20 protein-coding genes and 1 pseudogene are annotated in these 18,163 nt (G+C 69.9%); 8 read left to right on the top strand and 13 right to left on the bottom strand.

Annotation, left to right across the window (positions count from 1 at the left end; genetic code table 11):
- Window positions 1-207 precede the first annotated feature (207 nt).
- The gene (locus tag AB5J49_RS31905) at window positions 208-1,431 is read right to left on the bottom strand and encodes an NADP-dependent malic enzyme (RefSeq protein WP_369172322.1); all 1,224 of its coding nucleotides are present in this window, start codon (window positions 1,429-1,431) and stop codon (window positions 208-210) included.
- 663 nt (window positions 1,432-2,094) lie between these two features.
- On the opposite strand from AB5J49_RS31905, the gene AB5J49_RS31900 reads away from it, so the two are divergent.
- From AB5J49_RS31900 to AB5J49_RS31890, 3 genes are read left to right on the top strand one after another with little or no spacing between them, the layout of a single operon-like run.
- Window positions 2,095-3,048 (top strand): ABC transporter substrate-binding protein, encoded by a 954-nt coding sequence (locus tag AB5J49_RS31900; protein ID WP_369172321.1) that lies wholly within the window; start codon window positions 2,095-2,097, stop codon window positions 3,046-3,048.
- Between the two features lie 32 nt (window positions 3,049-3,080).
- A complete protein-coding gene (locus tag AB5J49_RS31895; protein ID WP_369172320.1) occupies window positions 3,081-4,025 on the top strand; it encodes an amino acid ABC transporter permease in 945 nt (314 codons plus the stop codon).
- Window positions 4,022-4,783, top strand: a complete 762-nt coding sequence (locus tag AB5J49_RS31890) for an amino acid ABC transporter ATP-binding protein (RefSeq protein ID WP_369172319.1) — start codon at window positions 4,022-4,024, stop codon at window positions 4,781-4,783. Before AB5J49_RS31895 ends, AB5J49_RS31890 begins: the two co-directional genes overlap by 4 nt.
- Window positions 4,784-5,504: 721 nt before the next feature.
- On the opposite strand, the gene AB5J49_RS31885 is transcribed toward AB5J49_RS31890, so the two are convergent.
- Window positions 5,505-6,278 (bottom strand): trans-aconitate 2-methyltransferase, encoded by a 774-nt coding sequence (locus AB5J49_RS31885; RefSeq protein ID WP_369172318.1) that lies wholly within the window; start codon window positions 6,276-6,278, stop codon window positions 5,505-5,507.
- A 99-nt stretch (window positions 6,279-6,377) separates the two neighbouring features.
- On the opposite strand from AB5J49_RS31885, the pseudogene AB5J49_RS31880 reads away from it, so the two are divergent.
- Window positions 6,378-7,008 (top strand): annotated as a pseudogene (locus AB5J49_RS31880) (ABATE domain-containing protein).
- Here the strand turns inward: AB5J49_RS31880 and sodX are convergent.
- Window positions 6,912-7,346 (bottom strand): nickel-type superoxide dismutase maturation protease, encoded by a 435-nt coding sequence (gene sodX, locus AB5J49_RS31875; RefSeq protein ID WP_369175334.1) that lies wholly within the window; start codon window positions 7,344-7,346, stop codon window positions 6,912-6,914. The pseudogene AB5J49_RS31880 and the gene sodX sit on opposite strands and share 97 nt — an antisense overlap.
- 145 nt (window positions 7,347-7,491) lie before the next feature.
- Here sodX and sodN point away from each other — a divergent pair, with 145 nt between their 5' ends.
- Both sodN and AB5J49_RS31865 read left to right on the top strand, forming a co-directional pair.
- Entirely contained in the window at window positions 7,492-7,887 is a 396-nt protein-coding gene (gene sodN, locus AB5J49_RS31870) for a superoxide dismutase, Ni (RefSeq protein ID WP_007491258.1), read from the top strand.
- 375 nt (window positions 7,888-8,262) lie between these two features.
- Window positions 8,263-9,735 (top strand): glycosyltransferase family 39 protein, encoded by a 1,473-nt coding sequence (locus AB5J49_RS31865; RefSeq protein ID WP_369172317.1) that lies wholly within the window; start codon window positions 8,263-8,265, stop codon window positions 9,733-9,735.
- Between the two features lie 39 nt (window positions 9,736-9,774).
- On the opposite strand, the gene AB5J49_RS31860 is transcribed toward AB5J49_RS31865, so the two are convergent.
- Window positions 9,775-10,008, bottom strand: coding sequence for a hypothetical protein (locus AB5J49_RS31860; RefSeq protein ID WP_369172316.1), 234 nt, complete (start codon window positions 10,006-10,008; stop codon window positions 9,775-9,777).
- A 59-nt stretch (window positions 10,009-10,067) separates the two neighbouring features.
- A complete protein-coding gene (locus tag AB5J49_RS31855) occupies window positions 10,068-11,222 on the bottom strand; it encodes an anion permease (protein ID WP_369172315.1) in 1,155 nt (384 codons plus the stop codon).
- Between the two features lie 202 nt (window positions 11,223-11,424).
- On the opposite strand from AB5J49_RS31855, the gene AB5J49_RS31850 reads away from it, so the two are divergent.
- A complete protein-coding gene (locus AB5J49_RS31850; RefSeq protein ID WP_369172314.1) occupies window positions 11,425-12,174 on the top strand; it encodes a VOC family protein in 750 nt (249 codons plus the stop codon).
- Here AB5J49_RS31850 and AB5J49_RS31845 read toward each other — a convergent pair.
- The 6 genes from AB5J49_RS31845 to AB5J49_RS31820 all read right to left on the bottom strand — a co-directional run bounded on the left by AB5J49_RS31845 (window position 12,161) and on the right by AB5J49_RS31820 (window position 15,306).
- Window positions 12,161-12,397 (bottom strand): hypothetical protein, encoded by a 237-nt coding sequence (locus AB5J49_RS31845; RefSeq protein WP_369172313.1) that lies wholly within the window; start codon window positions 12,395-12,397, stop codon window positions 12,161-12,163. The two genes, AB5J49_RS31850 and AB5J49_RS31845, sit on opposite strands and share 14 nt — an antisense overlap.
- Entirely contained in the window at window positions 12,394-12,726 is a 333-nt protein-coding gene (locus AB5J49_RS31840) for a DUF952 domain-containing protein (RefSeq protein ID WP_369172312.1), read from the bottom strand. The genes AB5J49_RS31845 and AB5J49_RS31840 overlap by 4 nt, the downstream gene beginning before the upstream one ends.
- Window positions 12,727-12,735: 9 nt before the next feature.
- On the bottom strand, window positions 12,736-13,962 hold the full coding sequence (locus tag AB5J49_RS31835; protein ID WP_369172311.1) for an RNA polymerase sigma factor: 1,227 nt from the start codon (window positions 13,960-13,962) through the stop codon (window positions 12,736-12,738).
- A gap of 7 nt (window positions 13,963-13,969) precedes the next feature.
- A complete protein-coding gene (locus AB5J49_RS31830; RefSeq protein ID WP_369172310.1) occupies window positions 13,970-14,383 on the bottom strand; it encodes a YciI family protein in 414 nt (137 codons plus the stop codon).
- Between the two features lie 96 nt (window positions 14,384-14,479).
- Window positions 14,480-14,695, bottom strand: a complete 216-nt coding sequence (locus tag AB5J49_RS31825; RefSeq protein ID WP_369172309.1) for a hypothetical protein — start codon at window positions 14,693-14,695, stop codon at window positions 14,480-14,482.
- A gap of 26 nt (window positions 14,696-14,721) precedes the next feature.
- The gene (locus tag AB5J49_RS31820) at window positions 14,722-15,306 is read right to left on the bottom strand and encodes a dihydrofolate reductase family protein (RefSeq protein WP_369172308.1); all 585 of its coding nucleotides are present in this window, start codon (window positions 15,304-15,306) and stop codon (window positions 14,722-14,724) included.
- Window positions 15,307-15,428: 122 nt separating this feature from the next.
- Between AB5J49_RS31820 and AB5J49_RS31815 the strand changes: the two genes are divergently transcribed.
- Entirely contained in the window at window positions 15,429-16,019 is a 591-nt protein-coding gene (locus AB5J49_RS31815; RefSeq protein ID WP_369172307.1) for a TetR/AcrR family transcriptional regulator, read from the top strand.
- An 88-nt stretch (window positions 16,020-16,107) separates the two neighbouring features.
- Here AB5J49_RS31815 and AB5J49_RS31810 read toward each other — a convergent pair whose 3' ends face one another.
- Window positions 16,108-16,701 carry a GNAT family N-acetyltransferase gene (locus AB5J49_RS31810; protein ID WP_369172306.1) on the bottom strand — a complete coding sequence of 198 codons (594 nt, stop codon included), beginning with the start codon at window positions 16,699-16,701 and terminating at the stop codon, window positions 16,108-16,110.
- Between the two features lie 297 nt (window positions 16,702-16,998).
- Window positions 16,999-18,138, bottom strand: a complete 1,140-nt coding sequence (locus tag AB5J49_RS31805) for a family 2 encapsulin nanocompartment cargo protein polyprenyl transferase (protein WP_369172305.1) — start codon at window positions 18,136-18,138, stop codon at window positions 16,999-17,001.
- Window positions 18,139-18,163 lie beyond the last annotated feature (25 nt).

The raw sequence follows: 18,163 nt of genomic DNA, 5'->3' as shown, positions 1-18,163 counted from the left end.
CACCCCACCCGCACAGGCCGCCGCAGGCATCAACGCGAACCCCCACCCAGCCCCACAGACCGCCACACCCACCCCGGCCCAACCGCCGGAGGCAGGAAGCAGGAGGCAGAAGCCCCCAGGCACCCCAAAGAAATGGCCCCGCCCAACAGAAGTGGGCCCGCCCAACCCGGGCGGGGCCACTCCCCTCACGTCACAGGCAGCGCAGCGTCACCGCCGAGCAACCCCCTCCGCCCGAGCCGCAGCAGCCACAGCAGCAGTGACCGCCGGCGCCACGCGCTCGTCGAACGGCGACGGAATGACATAGTCCGCGGCGAGGTCATCGCCCACCACAGCGGCCAGCGCCTCCGCCGCCGCGATCTTCATGCCCTCGGTGATCCGGGACGCCCGCACCTGAAGCGCGCCCGCGAAGATCCCCGGGAACGCCAGCACGTTGTTGATCTGGTTCGGGAAGTCCGACCGCCCGGTGGCGACGACCGCCGCGTACTTGTGCGCGACGTCGGGGTGCACCTCGGGGTTCGGGTTGGCCATGGCGAACACGAACGCGCCCTCGGCCATCGAAGCCACCGCCGACTCCGCGACCGTACCGCCGGAGACGCCGATGAAGACGTCGGCGCCCTCCAGAGCCGCCTCCAGCGACCCGGTGATGCCCGCCTTGTTCGTAAACCCGGCCAGCTCCCGCTTGACCGACGTCAGGTCATCCCGGTCGGCCGACACGATGCCCTTGCGGTCGGCCACCGCGACGTCTCCGATCCCGGCCTCGACCAGCATCTTCGCGATGGCGACACCAGCCGCTCCCGCGCCCGAGATGACGGCCCGCAGATCCCCGAGCCCCTTCCCGGTCAGCCGCGCGGCGTTCCGCAGCGCGGCCAGCGTCACGACGGCCGTACCGTGCTGGTCGTCATGGAAGACCGGGATGTCCAGCCGCTCCTTCAGCTTGCGCTCGATCTCGAAGCACCGAGGCGCCGAGATGTCCTCCAGGTTCACACCACCGAAGGACGGCGCGAGCCGCACCACGGTCTCGACGATCTCGTCGACCCCCGTGCAGGCGAGCGCGATCGGCACCGCGTCGACGCCGCCGAACTGCTTGAACAGAATCGCCTTCCCCTCCATCACCGGAAGGGAGGCCTCAGGTCCGATGTCCCCGAGCCCGAGAACGGCCGTACCGTCGGTCACGACGGCGACGACGGACGACTTCCACGTGTAGTCGTGCACGAGTTCCGGCTGCTCGGCGATCGCGCTGCACACCTTCGCGACGCCGGGCGTGTACGCCAGGGACAGGTCGTCCTTGTCCCGAACCGGCACGGTGGCCTGCACGGCCATCTTGCCGCCGCGGTGCAGCGCGAACGCAGGATCGAAGGAATCGAGGGGTTCGACCCCGCCGTCCTGATCGGTATTGCCGCCGCTGCGAGGATTGACGATCTCCGCTGCCACTTTGTCTGACCCCTTAAGTGTTCATGGTTTGAGGGTGGGACCACTCCTGGTGAGAAGTGGGCGGGACCGCGTATGACCCTGCTCGTTGATACGTGCGACGTACGACGTACGGGCACATACGCGACGGGCGCGCCGCACACGCGCCCTGAGCCCCGGATGAGGGGTGTAAAGAACCTTCTTACCGGACGGACCGCACCGCCGACGAGTCCAATACGTCCAAGATCACATGACAGGAGGGGAAACACGCACGCGGACGACACGAATCGGACACGGACCGATGACAACACCGGAGCGATTCACGGTCGGATAAGCGGATAATTTACGATGTACTCCGCAATGAGCAACCGTCACCCGCAAACATGCCCCTCAATCGGCCCACATCGCGAGATACGCCGAAGATCTTCCGGCCGGAAGGACGGATTCCCGCAGAAGGTGCGGTCAGGATGTCCGACCTGAGGCGGTTCGGAAGCCACCCGTTATCCGATTTTGACATCGTGGGCGCCCTGAACGCCTAAGTCCGAATGGCAAGATGCCGTAATCACACGAGGTCGCGGCACTCGAAGGCGTGTGCTCTCGTCGACCTAGGAAACCAAGGCACCGGCCGAATCCATCGGCGGGCGCCCGCCCATCGGCAACTCCACCCATCCGCCGGAGGAACCCACCATGACCGCACGCTCCACCCGTCGTACGACCGCCGCGCGTTCCCGTCTGGCAGCGGTCGGCTCGATCGCGGTCGCAGGCGCACTGATTCTCACCGGCTGCGGTGACCAGACCAAGGACAGCGGCTCGGAGAGCGCTGACACCGCCAAGGCCCCGCTGGCCGCCAAGCTTCCGGCCTCCATCCGCGACAAGGGCGTCATCAAGGTCGGTTCGGACATCGCGTACGCGCCGGTCGAGTTCAAGGACAGCTCGGGCAACACGGCCGGTATCGACCCCGACCTCGCCGACGCCATGGGCAAGCAGCTCGGCGTGAAGTTCGAGTTCGAGAACGGCACCTTCGACACCCTGATCACGGGTCTGCGCTCCGACCGGTACGACATCGCCATGTCGGCCATGACGGACACCAAGGACCGCCAGGAGGGCGTCGACTCCGAGACCGGCAAGAAGGTCGGTGAGGGCGTCGACTTCGTGGACTACTTCACCGCCGGTGTCTCGATCTACACCCAGAAGGGCAAGAACACCGACATCAAGACCTGGTCGGACCTGTGCGGCCGGAAGATCGTGGTGCAGCGTGCCTCGGTCTCCGAGGACCTCGCCAAGGCCGAGGCCAAGAAGTGCCCGAGCGGCAAGAAGCTGACCATCGAGGCCTTCGACAACGACCAGCAGGCCCAGACCCGCCTGCGCGCAGGTGGCGCGGACGCCGGCTCATCCGACTTCCCGGTCGCCGCCTACGCGGTCCAGCACTCCGGCGGCGGCAACGACTTCCAGCTCGTCGGCGAGCAGGTCGAGGCAGCCCCGTACGGCATCGCGGTCGCCAAGGGCGACGCTCAGCTGCGGGACGCCCTCCAGGCCGCCCTGGACGCGATCATCGCGAACGGTGAGTACGCGAAGGTCATGAAGAAGTGGGGCGTCGAGGACGGCGCCGTGACGAAGCCCACCATCAACGGCGGCAAGTGACCGCGGGCCGCGGCCACTGAAAGGCAACATCCGTGACTGCTGACATCGACAAGGCGGACGGGCCGGCGGAGACCCCGCCGGCCGGCCCGGAGGCCATCAAGGCCATCCCGGTCCGTCACTACGGGCGGTACGTCTCCGCCGTGGTGGCGCTCGCCGCGCTGGGCGCCATCGTCTACGCGTTCTCCCAGGGCAGGATCAACTGGGGGGCCATTCCGGACTACTTCTTCAACGACCGCATCCTCAGCGGTGTGGGCAAGACGCTTCTGCTCACCGTGCTGTGCATGCTCATCGGCATCGTCGGCGGCATCCTGCTCGCGGTGATGCGCCTGTCGAAGAACCCGGTGACCTCGTCCATCGCGTGGTTCTACATCTGGTTCTTCCGCGGCACCCCGGTCCTGGTCCAGCTCATCGTCTGGTTCAACCTGGGCCTGGTCTTCGAGTACATCAACCTCGGGCCGATCTACAAGGACGAGTGGTCGCAGTTCATGACCCCGTTCCTGACGGCGCTGCTGGGCCTCGGCCTCAACGAGGCGGCGTACATGGCGGAGATCTGCCGGGCCGGTCTGCTCTCGGTCGACGAGGGCCAGACCGAGGCGGCGCACGCGCTGGGCATGAGCCACGGCAGGACACTGCGCCGGATCGTCGTCCCGCAGGCGATGCGCGTGATCGTGCCGCCCACGGGCAACGAGGTCATCAACATGCTGAAGACGACCTCGCTGGTGTCCGTGGTCCAGTATTCGGAGCTGCTCCGCGTCGCCCAGGACATCGGGCAGACCTCCGGCGCCCCAGCCGAGATGCTGTTCCTCGCCGCCGCCTGGTACCTGGTGATGACCTCGGTCTTCAGCGTCGGCCAGTACTACTTGGAGCGGTACTACGCCCGCGGCTCCAGCCGCACGCTCCCGGACACGCCGTTCCAGAAGATCAAGGCGAACCTGCTGTCCCTGTCGAACCGTTCGTCGGCGGGAGGTACCGCATGACACCCATGGTGAAGGCTGAAGGCGTCCACAAGTCCTTCGGACTCGTCGAGGTCCTCAAGGGCATCGACCTGGAAGTGAAGTCCGGCGAGGTGTTCTGCCTCATCGGCCCCTCCGGCTCCGGCAAGTCCACCTTCCTCAGGTGCATCAACCACCTGGAGAAGATCAACGCCGGTCGGCTGTACGTCGACGGCGAGTTGGTCGGCTATCGCCAGAAGGGCGACAAGCTCTACGAGCTCAGGGACAGCGAGGTCGCGCTGAAGCGTCGGGACATCGGCATGGTCTTCCAGCGCTTCAACCTGTTCCCCCACATGACGGCGCTGGAGAACGTCATGGAGGCTCCGGTCCAGGTCAAGGGCACGAGCAAGGGCCAGGCCAGGGAACGTGCGCGGGAGCTGCTGGACCGGGTCGGCCTGGCCGACAAGGCCGGGAACTACCCCTCCCAGCTCTCCGGCGGCCAGCAGCAGCGCGTGGCGATCGCCCGGGCGCTTGCCATGGACCCGAAGCTGATGCTCTTCGACGAGCCGACCTCGGCGCTCGACCCGGAGCTGGTCGGCGACGTCCTCGACGTCATGCGCGACCTCGCCGAGTCCGGCATGACGATGGTCGTCGTCACCCACGAGATGGGCTTCGCCCGCGAGGTCGGCGACAGCCTGGTCTTCATGGACGGCGGCGTGGTCGTCGAGTCCGGCGACCCGCGCGAGGTCCTGACGAACCCTCAGCACGAACGCACGAAGTCGTTCCTGTCGAAGGTGCTGTAGTCCGTCGACGAGTAAGGGGCGGGTACGGATCCATCCAGGATCCGTACCCGCCCCTTACTCGTAAACAGCGAACCCCAAAAGGGTCAGGGGAGCTTCAGCCAGGGACTCCGGTAAGGCAGTGTCCCTTCGCCCGTGGCCCACTGGATCTGCGTATACGTCGCGTAGGCTTCGCCGTCATGGTGCGACGTGACCTTGAAGTCAGGCGCTGTGAACTGCTTCATCCGCGTCGTTCCTTGCGGGCACGTGTGAACGTCCTTGGACATCACCTTCTGGTCACCGGTCCTCAGGACATAAACGTGAATCTTGCAGGCTGGGTGCCCCTGGCGAAGGGTGATGTACGCGCTGGGCCGACCGATCGTGCGCTTGGGCGACGTGAGGCACGGCTTGATGTCCACGTACTGCCCACGGGGGCCTGCGTTACCGTCGACATACAAAGAGCAGCCTCCCCCGCTGGCCGCGGATGCGCTCGGAGCCCCGAGAAAAGCAGTCGAAATGACTCCGGCAGCACACGCCAGCCGGACACCGATTCGAATGAAGCGATTCATGTTGAATCCGTTCTACTCACCGCTCTCGCGGCTGAGTTGTTTTGGTCGCACTGATCATCTAGTACGCCTAAACACATACGCAGCGGATGTCAGGGAAACTTGAGGAAAAGCGGGACATCTCCGACCCACCCTTGACCTCCGCCATGGCGAGATTTTGGGCGTTCCTCGCCTCAGCGCTACCTCAGGCCGAGCAGCAGCGTGTCCGACGGCGAGCACCACACCGCGCGCGCCTCCCCGAACCCCTTCTCGCGCAGCACGCGCGCGTGCCACTCGACGGACGGCATATCGCCGTCGGCGTGCTCGCCGTAGATCTCGAAGCGGCGGGCCGTGGGCCCGGCCAGCGCCGGGTCCTTGGCGGCCAGCTGCCACCACTCGGACCAGTCGAGGGCGCCGTCCGCCTTGGCTTGATCCATGCGGGCGTGGCGCAGCGCGCGCCCCGCCGCGTTGATCCGGGGCGTCGAGTCGTCGATCATGTGGTCCGCGTTCAGGAAGACACCGCCGTCGCGGACGAGCTCCGCGACCTGACCGTAGAGAGCCGCGAGGGGTTCACGGTGCAGCCAGTGCAGGGCCGTGGCGGTCAGTACGGCGTCGTACGAGTCGTACGGCAGCTGCGCCGGCCAGCCGGGGTCCTTGAGGTCGGCCGTCACGAGGGAGACCCGCTCGTCGTCCGCGAAGGTGCCCTCGGCGATGGCGAGGAGGGCGGGGTCGAGGTCGACGCCGGTGCTGACGGCGTCGGGGAACCGCGCGAGCAGCCGAGCCGTGATAGTTCCCGTGCCGCACGCGAGATCGAGCACCCGCGGGGCGGGGCCGACGAGGGCCTCGACCATGTCGAGCATGATCCGGAAGCGTTCCTCGCGGTCGGGCATGTACCACTCCTGCTGCCGGTCCCAGCTCTCCTGCCAGGCTGCCCAGTCGGCTCCGGTCGTGGTGGTGATGTCCGTGTCCGTCATCGAGCCCCTCCATCGCGCACGTCACGTAATACCCTGGAAGCACGATCAGCTGTTACCCGACCGCACCCCGACGATAGAACGCCTCCGTAAGGACTACAAGTGGAACTGGCCTATTACTCGGATTACGCCGTACGACTCGTCAACAGCGAGGACCCGGCCCGGGGCAAGGACTCGCTGACCTCGGTCGAGGCCGTTCGCGACCTGTTCGGCGTCAGCCAGGAGGCGGGCCGCCGCGCCACCGACGCCGACGTCACCCGCTTCCGCTCGGTCCGCGCACGGCTGAGGGCGGTCTTCGAGGCGGCGGACAAGGGCGACGAGGCGCTGGCGGTGAACCTGCTGAACTCCCTCCTCCTGGAGTTCCCGGTGAGCCCGCAGATCTCCGGCCACGACTTCCGGGACGACGACGGCCGCCCCCTGTGGCACATGCACCTGGCGGACCACCCGTCGAACGCGACCGCCGGCTACGCCGCCATCGCCGCGATGGGCCTGGCGTTCCACCTGACGGAGTACGGCGTGGACCGGCTGGGCCTGTGCGAGGCGGGCCCCGTGCCGCAACGCCTATCTGGACACGTCCACCAACCGCTCCCGGCGCTACTGCTCGGACCGCTGCGCGACCCGCGCCAACGTGGCCGCCTACCGCGCCCGCAAACGCCTGGAGGCCGACCGGTCGGCGAAGACGGGCCGCACGGCCGACACCGCCCAGCGCGCCAGCGCCAGCGGCGAGCGCTGATCCGGCTTGCGCGGCCGGTACCGGAAGCGGACCTTGCCCAGAATCAGCTCGTCCGGCACCACCCCGTAGTCGGTGCTGTCCCCACCTGCGTACGCGTTGTCCCCGAGCACCCACCAGCCGCCCTCACGGCGCTCGGTGGCACGCTTGACGACGAGCAGGTCCTGCTGGAACGGATGCCGCAGCACCACCACGTCCCCGGTCCTGATCCGGCGCCGGTGCCACACCACGAGCAGGTCGCCGTGGTACAGCGTGGGCACCATGGACGGCCCCGTCACCTCGGCCCACCCGAAGGGCTGAGCGGCCCGCCCGCGCTCGGCGTCCTGCGACAACTCCGGCATCCCCGGCACCTCCCCGGTACTGTCCTCCACCAGTCTCAGTCTGACCCTGGACTTTTGTCCTAAGCCCATGGGGGCACTCGCGAAAACCCGTCTCGCAGGGAGTAATGTCCCACCTGAGAAGACGATCACGAGGAAGGAATGCTCCATGCTTTCCCGCCTGTTTGCCCCCAAGGTCAAGGTCAGCGCACACTGCGACCTGCCCTGCGGTGTGTACGACCCGGCCCAGGCCCGCATCGAGGCGGAGTCGGTGAAGGCCGTGCAGGAAAAGATGGCCGCCAACGACGACCCGCACTTCCAGGCGCGTGCCACCGTCATCAAGGAGCAGCGCGCCGAGCTCGCCAAGCACCACGTCTCGGTGCTCTGGAGCGACTACTTCAAGCCCCCGCACTTCGAGAAGTACCCGGAGCTGCACCAGCTCGTCAACGACGCCCTCAAGGCCCTCTCGGCCGCCAAGGGCTCGACCGACCCGGCGACCGGCCAGAAGGCGCTGGACTACATCGCCCAGATCGACAAGATCTTCTGGGAGACCAAGAAGGCCTGATCTTCGATCGCCTGGCACATCAGTCCGCACCCGGTCCGCAGGCCGCCGAACACGGCGTCCAGACGGTCCGGGTGCGGTCTTTTTTGCCCGGCCCCGGCCACCGGGGGGATGCCGTCAACTCGTGCTGAACCGGCGCAAATCAACCACTTGACGGGCTCAAGGCTCCCCGTATTCGCGGTGATTGTGTTCACACCCCCGTCGGTGGCCGCAGATCCTTCCCGTCCCGTAGGTTTTGCTGAGTTCACGGGGGAAGCGAGCAACGCTCTGATCTGATCCCGTCTCGCCCCGCGCGGCCGAGGCGGGATTCGGCGTGCTCAGCGAAGAGCGGGCGGTGGGGACCACATTCACCCGGCGGTCCGTCCCCCGCCGTACGGAATGCCGATCTCCCTGGAGAAACCCCTGCGCCGCCGCCTGCACCTCTGGCCGATCCCTCTGCTGTGGACCCTCGCCCTCGGTCTGTGGGGGCTGTCCCGGCGGCACAGTGTGTGGCGGGACGAGGCGGCGACCTGGCAGGTGGCCCGGCGGTCCGTCGGCGACATCTGGCACATGCTGGGGCAGGTCGATGCCGTGCACGGGCTCTACTACCTGCTGATGCACGCGCTCTTCGAGTGCTTCGGCCCCGGCACCACGACCCTGCGGCTGCCCTCCGTGCTGGCCACGGCGGTGGCGGCGGCCTGTGTGGCGGTCATCGGCCGGCGGCTGGCCGGGGCCTGGGCGGGCCTGGCGGGAGGGCTGGCGTTCGGGCTGCTTCCGGCCGTGCAGTTCTATCTCCAGGAGGGCCGCCCGTACGCGCTGGTCGCGGCCGGGGCCGGGATCTCCACCCTGTTGCTGGTGACCGCCCTTCAGGGGCGTGCCCGAGCGGCGCACTGGGCTGCGTACGGGGGCACGGTGGCGGTGTGCGGGCTGCTGAACTGGCTGTCGCTGCTGATCCTGCCCGCACACCTGGCGACGCTGCTGTGGACGCGGGCCCCGCGGCGGACATGGATGCGGTGGGCGGTGGCCTCGTCGGTCGCCGTGGCGGCTGTGCTGCCGTTGATTCTGTTCAGCCGGCGCCAGTCCGCCCAGGTCTCCTGGATCCCGCCGCTGACCTGGCACATGATGATCGGCCCGGCGGTCCTGCTGGCGATCGGCGGTCTCGGTGCCCTGCTGGACCGGCCGCGGGCGGGCCGGCTGTCCGTGGCGGCCGTCGGGCTGCCGCTGCTGGCGGTGCCGCAACTCGGCCTCGTCGGCCTCTCCCTGGTCCAGCCGCTGTTCCTGGACCGCTACGTCCTGTTCAGCATGCTGGGTCTGGCACTGCTGATCGGCACGGCGCTGGGCACGGCCGTACGGGCGGCCCGTCCACGTTTCCCGAGAGCGTCGGTGTGGCTCGTCCCGGTGGTGGTCGTCGTGGCGGTCGTGGCGCTGTTGCCGCAGGCGACGGCCAAGCGGTCTCCGGCCAGCCGGGTGGACGACGTGATGGCGGTGGCGGCGGACGTGCGGCGGCTGAAGGAGGCCGGGGACGCGGTGGTCTTCATACCGGCCGCCCGCCGCGACACCGCCCTGGTCTGCCCCGACGACTTCGCCGGACTGCGGGACGTCGCCCTGGCGGAAAGCCCTGCGGCGTCGGGGACGTTGAAGGGCGAGGAGGCCGGTCCCGCCCGGATACGCGGCGCGATGTTGGCACAGCGGCGCATACTGCTGGTCACTGATGTGCCCGCGGTGGCGCGGCCGGTGTCGGCGGAGCGGGACAAGATGAAGACCGCCGTACTGAAGGAGCACTTCAAGGCGGTGGCGGACATGCAGGTCCGCGGGCGGCGTGTGACGGCGTACGAACGGCTGGAACCGGAAGCAGCGAACAACAGCCGATAGGGCCCGGCCGGTCCTCCGGCCGAGCGCCTTCGACGAACTTCAGTGGAACTGCGGCACGATCAGATAGATCCCGTACGCCACCACCGCCGCGCAGGCGACGAAGCACAGCCCGGCCTGGGCGATGCCGAGGGTGGACGTGCCCGCGCCCTCCTCACGGGCCCCTTCGTAACGGGCCAGGCCCAGCACGCCGAAGGCGAAGACGGTGACCACGGCCACCGTGGCGGCGAGGCTCACCGCGGCGACCTGGCCGAGCGCGGTCCAGTCGAGGTTCATGATGTGAACTCCCCTTGTCTCACTCTTGCTTGTCTCACTCTGTCTCAGGCGGCCGCGGCTCAGGCGGCCGTGCCGACCTTCGTCGGCTCCGTGCCGCGGATCGTGACCTCGTGGGCGTCGTTGACGTTGTCCGCGGACACCGGGTTGCGGCGGGAGACGAGCACGATGCCGGCGGCCACCGCCGCGCCGACCAGCGCGACCACGGCCGTACCGAGGTCGCCGCCGTGCTTGACCACGCCCGCCGAGACCCCGCCGACCAGCGCGGCGGCGGGCAGGGTGATGAGCCAGGCCACGACCATGCGCCCGGCCACCCCCCAGCGGACCTCCGCCAGGCGGCGGCCCAGCCCGGCGCCGAGGATGCTGCCCGAGGCGACCTGTGTGGTGGACAGCGCGAAGCCCAGGTGGGCCGAGGTCAGGATCACCGTCGTGGACGCCGTCTCGGCGGCGAAGCCCTGCGGGGACTGAATCTCCGTCAGGCCCTTGCCCATCGTGCGGATGATCCGCCAGCCGCCCAGGTAGGTGCCGAGACCGATGGCCACACCGGCCGAGGCGATCACCCACAGGGGCGGGCCGGCGTCCTGGCCGAGCGCGCCCGCCGAGATCAGGGTCAGCGTGATGACGCCCATCGTCTTCTGCGCGTCGTTCGTGCCGTGGGCGAGGGAGACCAGCGAGGCCGAGGCGATCTGGCCGAGGCGGAAGCCCTTGGTGACCGTCTGTTTGCGGGCGCGAGAGGTGAGCTTGTACGCCAGGTACGTGGCCAGCAGCGCCGCGACCCCCGCCACCAGCGGCGAGGCCACCGCCGGGATCAGCACCTTCTCGACAACCTTGTCGAAGTGCACGCCATGCGACCCCGCCCCCACCCAGACGGCCCCGATCAGCCCGCCGAACAGCGCGTGTGACGAACTGGACGGCAGCCCGACCAGCCAGGTGAGCAGATTCCACAGAATCGCCCCGACCAGGCCCGCGAAGATCATGCCCGGGGTGACGAGTGTGTCGTCCACGATGCCGCCGGAGATCGTCTTGGCGACCTCGGTGGACAGGAAGGCACCGGCGACGTTCAGGACGCCGCTGATGAGTACCGCCGTCTTCGGTTTGAGCGCCCCCGTGGCGATGGAGGTGGCCATCGCGTTCGCCGTGTCGTGGAATCCGTTGGTGAAGTCGAAGGCTAGGGCCGTCACAATGACGACCGCCACCAGGAACGTGATGTGGTCCATTCCCCAATGCAAACAAGCGCGGACCAATTCGCGGAGAACCCACGGCAAAGCGTGTCCCAGGAGCCGGCGCGCGGTTGGTAAGGGTCCTGCGAAGCCGCCGTGGTGAACCTTGAGGCGCCGAGGACGCCCCTGCGGCTGCGGCAGACCCGCGGCCGCGCCGGCGAATCCACCCTCGCCCCGGCGACGGATCTACGATCGCCCCATGAGCATCCGCTGGACCTACGCCTTCGTGGACCGTCCCGCCGCGTCCTTCGCCCTGGCCCATGCCTTCTGGACTGCGGCGACAAAGACGCGGCTGTCCGAATTCCGGGGTGAGCGGGGAGAGTTCGTGACCCTGCTGCCGGGCGGCGGGGCCGACGCCTGTGTGAAGGCCCAGGCGGTCGACTCGGGCGCCGGTGGCGCGCATCTCGACTTCGCCGTGGACGACGTACCCGAATTCGTGAAGTCGGCGCTTCAGCAAGGTGCGGGGATCGCCGCCGAGCACGAAGGCTGGGCCGTACTGCGGTCGCCCGCGGGGCAGTTGTTCTGTGCGGTGCCCTGGCACGGGGAGTCGGTGCGGCCGCCCGTGGTGCACGGCAGCCGGCTCGACCAGGTCTGCGTGGACGTACCGCCTTCGCTGTACGGCGCCGAAGTCGCCTTCTGGAGTGGCCTGTTGGCGGACTGGGCGTCGGCGCCGGGCTCCCGCCCCGAGTTCCATGTACTCAGGCCTCCGTCCGGGCTGCCCGTGCGCATCCTGCTCCAGCGGCTCGGCGAGGAGCGGCCCGCCTCCGCCCACCTGGACCTCGCCTGCGCGGACATCGCGGCGACCCGCGCCCGGCACGAGGAACTGGGCGCGGCGTTCGTCGCCCAGGGTGCCCACTGGACGGTGATGCGCGATCCGGCGGGCGGCGTGTACTGCCTGACGGCGCGGGACCCGGAGACGGGCGGGCTGGCCGGCTCTAGCGCGTCCTGACGAGGCAGAGGAGTTGTGCCGGGCCGTTCTCGTCGTGCGTGGGGGTCGGGCACGCCGAGTCCCACCCTTCCGGAAGCGACGGCGCAGGGCTGGCTTCCTCCCAGCCGTACGGCCCCGGCGGCTCCGCCGAGTCCCGCAGCCACAGCGTCGCCCCGCCCGCGACGACCACGACGATCACCCACACGGCCCCGACCCACCGCCATGATCTGCGCCGATCCGTCACCCCCACGGCTCCACGTCCACCACCGCGTCCACCGGAATGGGCCCGTACACATGCGGGAACTCCTCGCCCCCGGGGTCCGGCGCCTCGTACTTCAGCGGCACGTCGAGCCGCGCGGGGTCCACGACGAGCACCACCAACTCGTCGGGGCCGTCGTAGGAGCCGTACAGGAAGGCCGCCACGGTCGGGAGCTGGGCGCGGGTCGAGCAGTGGATGAAGCCCTCGTCGCGGAGCGTGCGACCGCGTGTCGAGATCTCGTACGTGCCCTGCTCGCGGGCCGCGTCCCACAGGGAGCGCTCGGTGATGTGGAGGATGTACGCGTGTTCGGGCATGGGCCCACGCTACGGCCTCAGTCGGGCCGCCCGCGCGTGCAGATAGCGCTGCTCCGGCAGGCTCAGGGTCTTGGCCGCGGCGGCCTCGTAGGCGGCGCGGGCCTCGTCGTGAGCGCCCGCCCGCTCCAGGAGGTGGCCGCGGACCGCGTCCAGCCGGTGCCCGGCCCCCAACTCGTCCTCCAGCACGCCCAGTTCGGCCAGCCCCGCTCGTGGCCCCTGGACCATGGCGACGGCCACTGCCCGGTTGAGCCGCTCGACGGGTCCGGGGACACGGCGTACGAGGACGTCGTAGAGCCCGAGGATCTCCTGCCAGTCGGTCTCCTCGGCCGAGGGCGCCTCGTCGTGCACGGCGGCGATGGCGGCACGCAGCTGGTACGGGCCGGCGCGGCCCTGCGACAGGGCGCGGGTGACCAGGGCGACGCCCTCCTCGATCGCGGCCTTGTCCCAGCGGTCACGGTCCTGTTCATCGAGGGGGACGAGCTCGCCGTGCGGGCCGGTGCGCGCGTCGCGGCGGGCGTCGGTGAGCAGCATCAGAGCCAGCAGACCGGCCACCTCGCCGTGTTCGGGGAGGAGGCGGTGGGCTTCGCGGGTCAGCCGGATCGCCTCACCCGCGAGGTCCCGCCGCGTCAGGCTCGCGCCCGAGGTCGCCGTATAGCCCTCGTTGAAGATCAGGTACAGGGTCTGCAGGACCGCGGGCAGGCGGTCCTCCCAGTTGTCGGGGCGCCCGAACCGCACACCGCGGACCTTCTGCTTGGCCCGGCTGATCCGCTGGGCCATGGTCGCCTCGGGGACCAGGTACGCGCGGGCGATCTCCGCCGTGGTCAGACCGCCGACGGCACGCAGGGTGAGGGCGATCTGGGCGGGCGGGGTCAGGTCCGGGTGGCAGCACAGGAAGAGCAGGGTGAGGGTGTCGTCCTCGCGGGGAGCGCGGTCCGCTCCCGGCGCCGGTGCCGTGAAGGCATCCCGGGGCGTCAGCGCCGCGGCCTTCTCCTCGCGGGCCCTGCGCGCCTCCTCCGCGCGCAGGGCGTCGGTCAGCCTGCGTGCGCCGACCTTGATCAGCCAGCCGCGCGGATTGTCCGGGACACCGGTCCGCGGCCACTGCCCGGCCGCGGCGAGCAGCGCCTCCTGTACGGCCTCCTCGGCGATGTCGAAGTGGCCGTACCGCCGCACCAGCGCGCCGAGGACCTGCGGCGCGTGGCGGCGCAGCAGGTCCTCGGTCTCGGTCGGGCCGGCCATCGGCGGCTCAGCAGTCTCCGGCGCCGTCCAGGATGGGCCGGATCACCACCGGGTACACGGGGGCCCCGGCGGGCTGGGGGCAGCGGGTGATGCGGTCGGCGATCTCGGTGACCCGCTCCAGGCTCGCGCAGTCCAGCACCCAGTAGCCGGCCAGCAGCTCCTTGGTCTCGCTGTACGGCCCGTCAGTGATCACCGCCTTGCCGTCGTCGCCCAGGGTGACGTGCCGGACCTTCGCGGGTTCGGCCAGCCCCTGCCCGTCGACCATCTCGCCGGTCTCGGCGAGGTCGTCGTTGAGGGCCCGCATGTAGGCGTACATCGCCTGGATCTCCTCCTGGCTCCAGGCCACGGAGTGCTCGGAGGCCTTGCCCTGCATCGCCTCGTAGTCCGCCTGCGTGCCCTGCACCATGACCAGGTACTTCATCAGTCCGCTCCTTCGGTTTCCGTCGGCTCGGGCCGCCCTTTGCGGGCGGCTCTCACAGGGGACGTCGGAGCCGGGCCGGGATTCTCGACACGGGGTTCAGGGATTCTTCGCGGAGGATGTCTCAGGGTGCCCGTGCCTCTGCTCGGGCTTTTCCTCGTGCTCGGCGTCGTCCTCGGTGTACGCGCCGCACTCGGGGTTCCGGCACGGGCCGGCCACCCATGTGGGGACCCAGGCGCCCAGCGTCTTGTGGCGCCGGACGACGGTATCGACGGGCTGTCCGCAGTCGGGACAGAAGTGCTCTTCGCTGCCCATGTCCTCAGAGTAGGGCGGGAGACCGCTCAGCGCTTCCTGCTGTACGTGCGGACCACGGCGCCGTTGCCGAACGTCCGCACCCCGTCGAGGGTGAACTCCGTGACGGCGAAGCCCGAGCCGAACATCGGCATGCCCGTGCCGTACACGATGGGGTAGGTCTTGATGACGAGCTCGTCGATCTCGTCGAGCAGTTCACCCGCGATCTGCGAGCCTCCGCACAGGTAGATGCCGAACTCACCGTCCTCCGCCTTGAGTTCGCGCACCTTGGCGACCAGGTCGTCGCCGATGATCTCGACGTTCGCGTCGGGCGACTCGGTCAGGGTGCGCGAGGCGACGTACTCGCGCAGATGGGCGTAGGGGCTGGTGTTGCCCTCCTTCAGGGCCAGGTCGTAGCTGCCCCGGCCCTGGATGATCGTGTCGAACCCCTTGTTCTCCAGGTCGCCGAGGCCGAGCGCCCGGCGGCCATGGGTCGGCAGGGTCTCCGGGTATGCGCTCCTGAGGAAGGCGAGGTACTCCTCGTCGACGAAGCGGAGCATCGCCGACGCGTCTCCGCTCGGGTCTCCGATGAAGCCGTCGAGCGAGCAGGCGATGAAGTAGGTGAGCTTTCGCAAGCCGTTCTCTTTTCGTAGGCTGGTCAACCACTCCGGTTGTAGTGCTTCAGTTGTAGTACTTCGCTTGTAGTGGTTGCAAGGGTATTTTGGGGACCGGATGGAAGTGAGAAAGGGGATTCCGAATGGCGGGCAATCCGGAGCGGCGAGCCGCGCTCGTCGACGCGGGCGTCGAGGTGCTCGCCCGCGAGGGTGCGCGCGGACTGACGTTCCGCGCGGTGGACGCCGAGGCGGGTGTGCCGGTCGGCACCGCCTCCAACTACTTCACCGGGCGCGACGACCTGCTCCGCCAGATCGACGCCCGGCTGCACGTGCGGCTGGCGCCCGACCCGGAGGTGATCGCCGCGCTGCTGACCCGGCCGAAGGACCGCTCCCTGGTCACCGCCTTCATGCACGACCTGATGGCCCGCGCGACCGGCGACCGGACGGGCTATCTGGCCCTGCTGGAGATGCGCCTGGAGGCCAACCGGCGCCCCGAACTGCGCACCTCCTTCACCAAGTCGGTGCGCGGCGACCTGGAGGAGGGCATGGAGTTCCACCGCAACGCCGGGCTGCCCGGCGGCGACGAGGTCGTCACCGTGCTCTATCTCGCGATGCTCGGACTGCTCCTGGAGCACCTGACGCTGCCGGACGTGCTGGACGGCGTCCTGCCCGGGGTCGGCGTGCCGGACGGGCTGGTCGAGCGGATCGTGCAGACGGTCGTACCCGAGGGGTAGATCAGGGCCGCCCCGGCCGGTCAGGGCCTCCTGGGCCGGTCAGGGCCGCCCGGGCCACTCATTGCCGGTCAGGGCCGGCCGGGCCGGCTCAGCCGCGCGGCTCTCGCCACATCGGCCACATCCGGGGGCCGTCCGGGAGGTCGAGGGGACGGCCCTCGGGTTCGAAACCGAGGCGCTCGTACAGCTCCCGGCTACGGTCACTGCTCGCCTCCAGGTAGGCGGGCAGGCCGTCGCGGTCGCAGCGGTCGAGGACCGAGTTCATGAGCGCGGTGCCGAGCCCCTCGCCCTGGTGCTCGGGTGCCGTGGCGATCATCCACAGGTACTCGTGGGCGCGGCCGGAAGGATGGATACCGGCTGTCAGGCGGCCGATCAGCTCGACCCGATCGTTCTCCGGGTCGATGTCCTCGCGCAGCCGCGCGGGCCCTTCGTCGTCGTGCTCCTGCTCGACGGCCGGCACGGATATCCACAACGCGCACGCCGTGCCGTCCTCCGTGATGTCGATCCGGCCGACAGAGAACACGATGTCGGTGAACGCGGCCATGAGCTTGGGGTGTGCGGTACGCCGGTACTCCTCACCCGGGAACACCCAGCCGCTGACCGGATCGTCCTGGAAGGCCGCGTCCAGCAGCCGGACCACCAGCTCCCGGTCCTCCGCGCCCGCCGCCCGGATCCCCACACCCATGTGTCCCCGCCTCTTCACGTCAACCGGCCTTGATCGTAGGGCGATCGGAGCGGACGTGGCGTCGGCGGAACGACCTTTGTCGAGATCTGACCGGTACACGGGCCGGCGGGCAGGCCGGCGCGCGGGCCAGCACACAGGGACGGGCCCCGCACACCGTGGGGATGTGCGGGACCCGCCGGTCCGGAGCCGCCCGGCGGTCGTACGGGGTCAGGAACCGTACGGCCCCGCCGGCTCCGGAGCCTCGACGACCGTCGGCTGCCGCGGCCGAGCAATGCCGGCCTTCGGCTGCCGCGGCCCTCAGTTGCTGCGCCGCGTCACGTACTCCGCCAGGGCCAGCAGTCCGCCCGCCGCCTCCGGGTCGGGGACCGCGCGGGCCAGTTCCTGCATGGCGCGGGCTATCCGGTCGGCAGCCTGGGCCTGCGCCCAGTCACGGCCACCCGCTCGCTCGACGGCGAGAGCGGTCTCCTGCAAGTCCTCCTTGTCGTACGGCATTTCGTACAGCGCGGCCAGTTCCGCCGCCGCCGGACCGCCGGAGGTCAGGGCGGCGACGACCGGCAGGGACTTCTTGCGGGCGGCGAGGTCCGCGCCGGCCGGTTTCCCGCTACGGCTGGGGTCGCCCCATATGCCGATCACGTCGTCGATGAGCTGGAAGGCGAGCCCCGCCTCACGGCCGAACGCGTCCATCGCCGCCACGTCCTCGTCCGCCGCGCCCGCGTACAGCGCACCGAGGGCACAGGCGCACCCGAGCAGCGCGCCGGTCTTGGCCTCGGCCATGCCGAGCACCTCGTCGAGGCCGACGTCGCCGGGGCCCCGCTTCTCCATCGCCGTGTCCGTGTGCTGGCCGGCGCACAGCTCGACGACGCAGGCCGCGAGACGGGCGGCGGCGGGCGTGGACGCCGGATGCGGGTCCTCGGCGAGCAGTTGCAGGGCCAGCGCCTGGAGGGCGTCCCCGGCGAGGATCGCGTCGGCGTCGCCGAACACCGCCCATGCGGTGGGCCGGTGCCGGCGGGTGGTGTCCCGGTCCATCACGTCGTCGTGCAACAGCGTGAAGTTGTGCACCAGTTCCACCGCCACAGCGGCCCGTACGGCCGCCGCCCGCGCCGCCGGTCCGCCGAGGGCTGCGGCCGCGGTGAGAACGAGGGCGGGGCGGATCGCCTTGCCCGCGTTGCCCGCCGCCGGGGTGCCGTCCGGGTGCTCCCACCCGAAGTGGTAGAGCGCGACCCGGCGCATGGAAGGCGGTAACGACTCGATGGCGGCGCGCAGTTCGGGGTCGACCGACGCCCGGACGCGCTCCAGGATCACCGCCGCCTCGGGCCCGTCGAGCGGACTCGGCCCATCGTCGGTGTCGATCGCGATCGGCCTCCGCCTTTCGAGTGTCTCGGTGGACGGCCGCACCCCGGCCGGACGCTGCTCCGTCTCCGTCATGAACTCACCCATGGCATCGCCTCGGAGAGCCGGCGGA

The sequence above is a fragment of the Streptomyces sp. R28 genome (assembly GCF_041052385.1).
Lineage (GTDB): Bacteria > Actinomycetota > Actinomycetes > Streptomycetales > Streptomycetaceae > Streptomyces.
The sequence above is the reverse complement of the archived record's forward strand: the minus strand, read 5'-3'. Positions and strand labels throughout refer to the sequence as shown.

Coding starts and splice junctions, on each gene's coding strand:
- AB5J49_RS31900 (WP_369172321.1), top strand. CDS start 2,095: ATGACCGCACGCTCCACCCGTCGTACGACCGCCGCGCGTTCCCGTCTG.
- AB5J49_RS31890 (WP_369172319.1), top strand. CDS start 4,022: ATGACACCCATGGTGAAGGCTGAAGGCGTCCACAAGTCCTTCGGACTC.
- AB5J49_RS31885 (WP_369172318.1), bottom strand. CDS start 6,278: ATGACGGACACGGACATCACCACCACGACCGGAGCCGACTGGGCAGCC.
- sodX (WP_369175334.1), bottom strand. CDS start 7,346: ATGCCGGAGTTGTCGCAGGACGCCGAGCGCGGGCGGGCCGCTCAGCCC.
- sodN (WP_007491258.1), top strand. CDS start 7,492: ATGCTTTCCCGCCTGTTTGCCCCCAAGGTCAAGGTCAGCGCACACTGC.
- AB5J49_RS31865 (WP_369172317.1), top strand. CDS start 8,263: ATGCCGATCTCCCTGGAGAAACCCCTGCGCCGCCGCCTGCACCTCTGG.
- AB5J49_RS31860 (WP_369172316.1), bottom strand. CDS start 10,008: ATGAACCTCGACTGGACCGCGCTCGGCCAGGTCGCCGCGGTGAGCCTC.
- AB5J49_RS31855 (WP_369172315.1), bottom strand. CDS start 11,222: ATGGACCACATCACGTTCCTGGTGGCGGTCGTCATTGTGACGGCCCTA.
- AB5J49_RS31850 (WP_369172314.1), top strand. CDS start 11,425: ATGAGCATCCGCTGGACCTACGCCTTCGTGGACCGTCCCGCCGCGTCC.
- AB5J49_RS31840 (WP_369172312.1), bottom strand. CDS start 12,726: ATGCCCGAACACGCGTACATCCTCCACATCACCGAGCGCTCCCTGTGG.
- AB5J49_RS31835 (WP_369172311.1), bottom strand. CDS start 13,962: ATGGCCGGCCCGACCGAGACCGAGGACCTGCTGCGCCGCCACGCGCCG.
- AB5J49_RS31830 (WP_369172310.1), bottom strand. CDS start 14,383: ATGAAGTACCTGGTCATGGTGCAGGGCACGCAGGCGGACTACGAGGCG.
- AB5J49_RS31825 (WP_369172309.1), bottom strand. CDS start 14,695: ATGGGCAGCGAAGAGCACTTCTGTCCCGACTGCGGACAGCCCGTCGAT.
- AB5J49_RS31815 (WP_369172307.1), top strand. CDS start 15,429: ATGGCGGGCAATCCGGAGCGGCGAGCCGCGCTCGTCGACGCGGGCGTC.
- AB5J49_RS31810 (WP_369172306.1), bottom strand. CDS start 16,701: ATGGGTGTGGGGATCCGGGCGGCGGGCGCGGAGGACCGGGAGCTGGTG.
- AB5J49_RS31805 (WP_369172305.1), bottom strand. CDS start 18,138: ATGGGTGAGTTCATGACGGAGACGGAGCAGCGTCCGGCCGGGGTGCGG.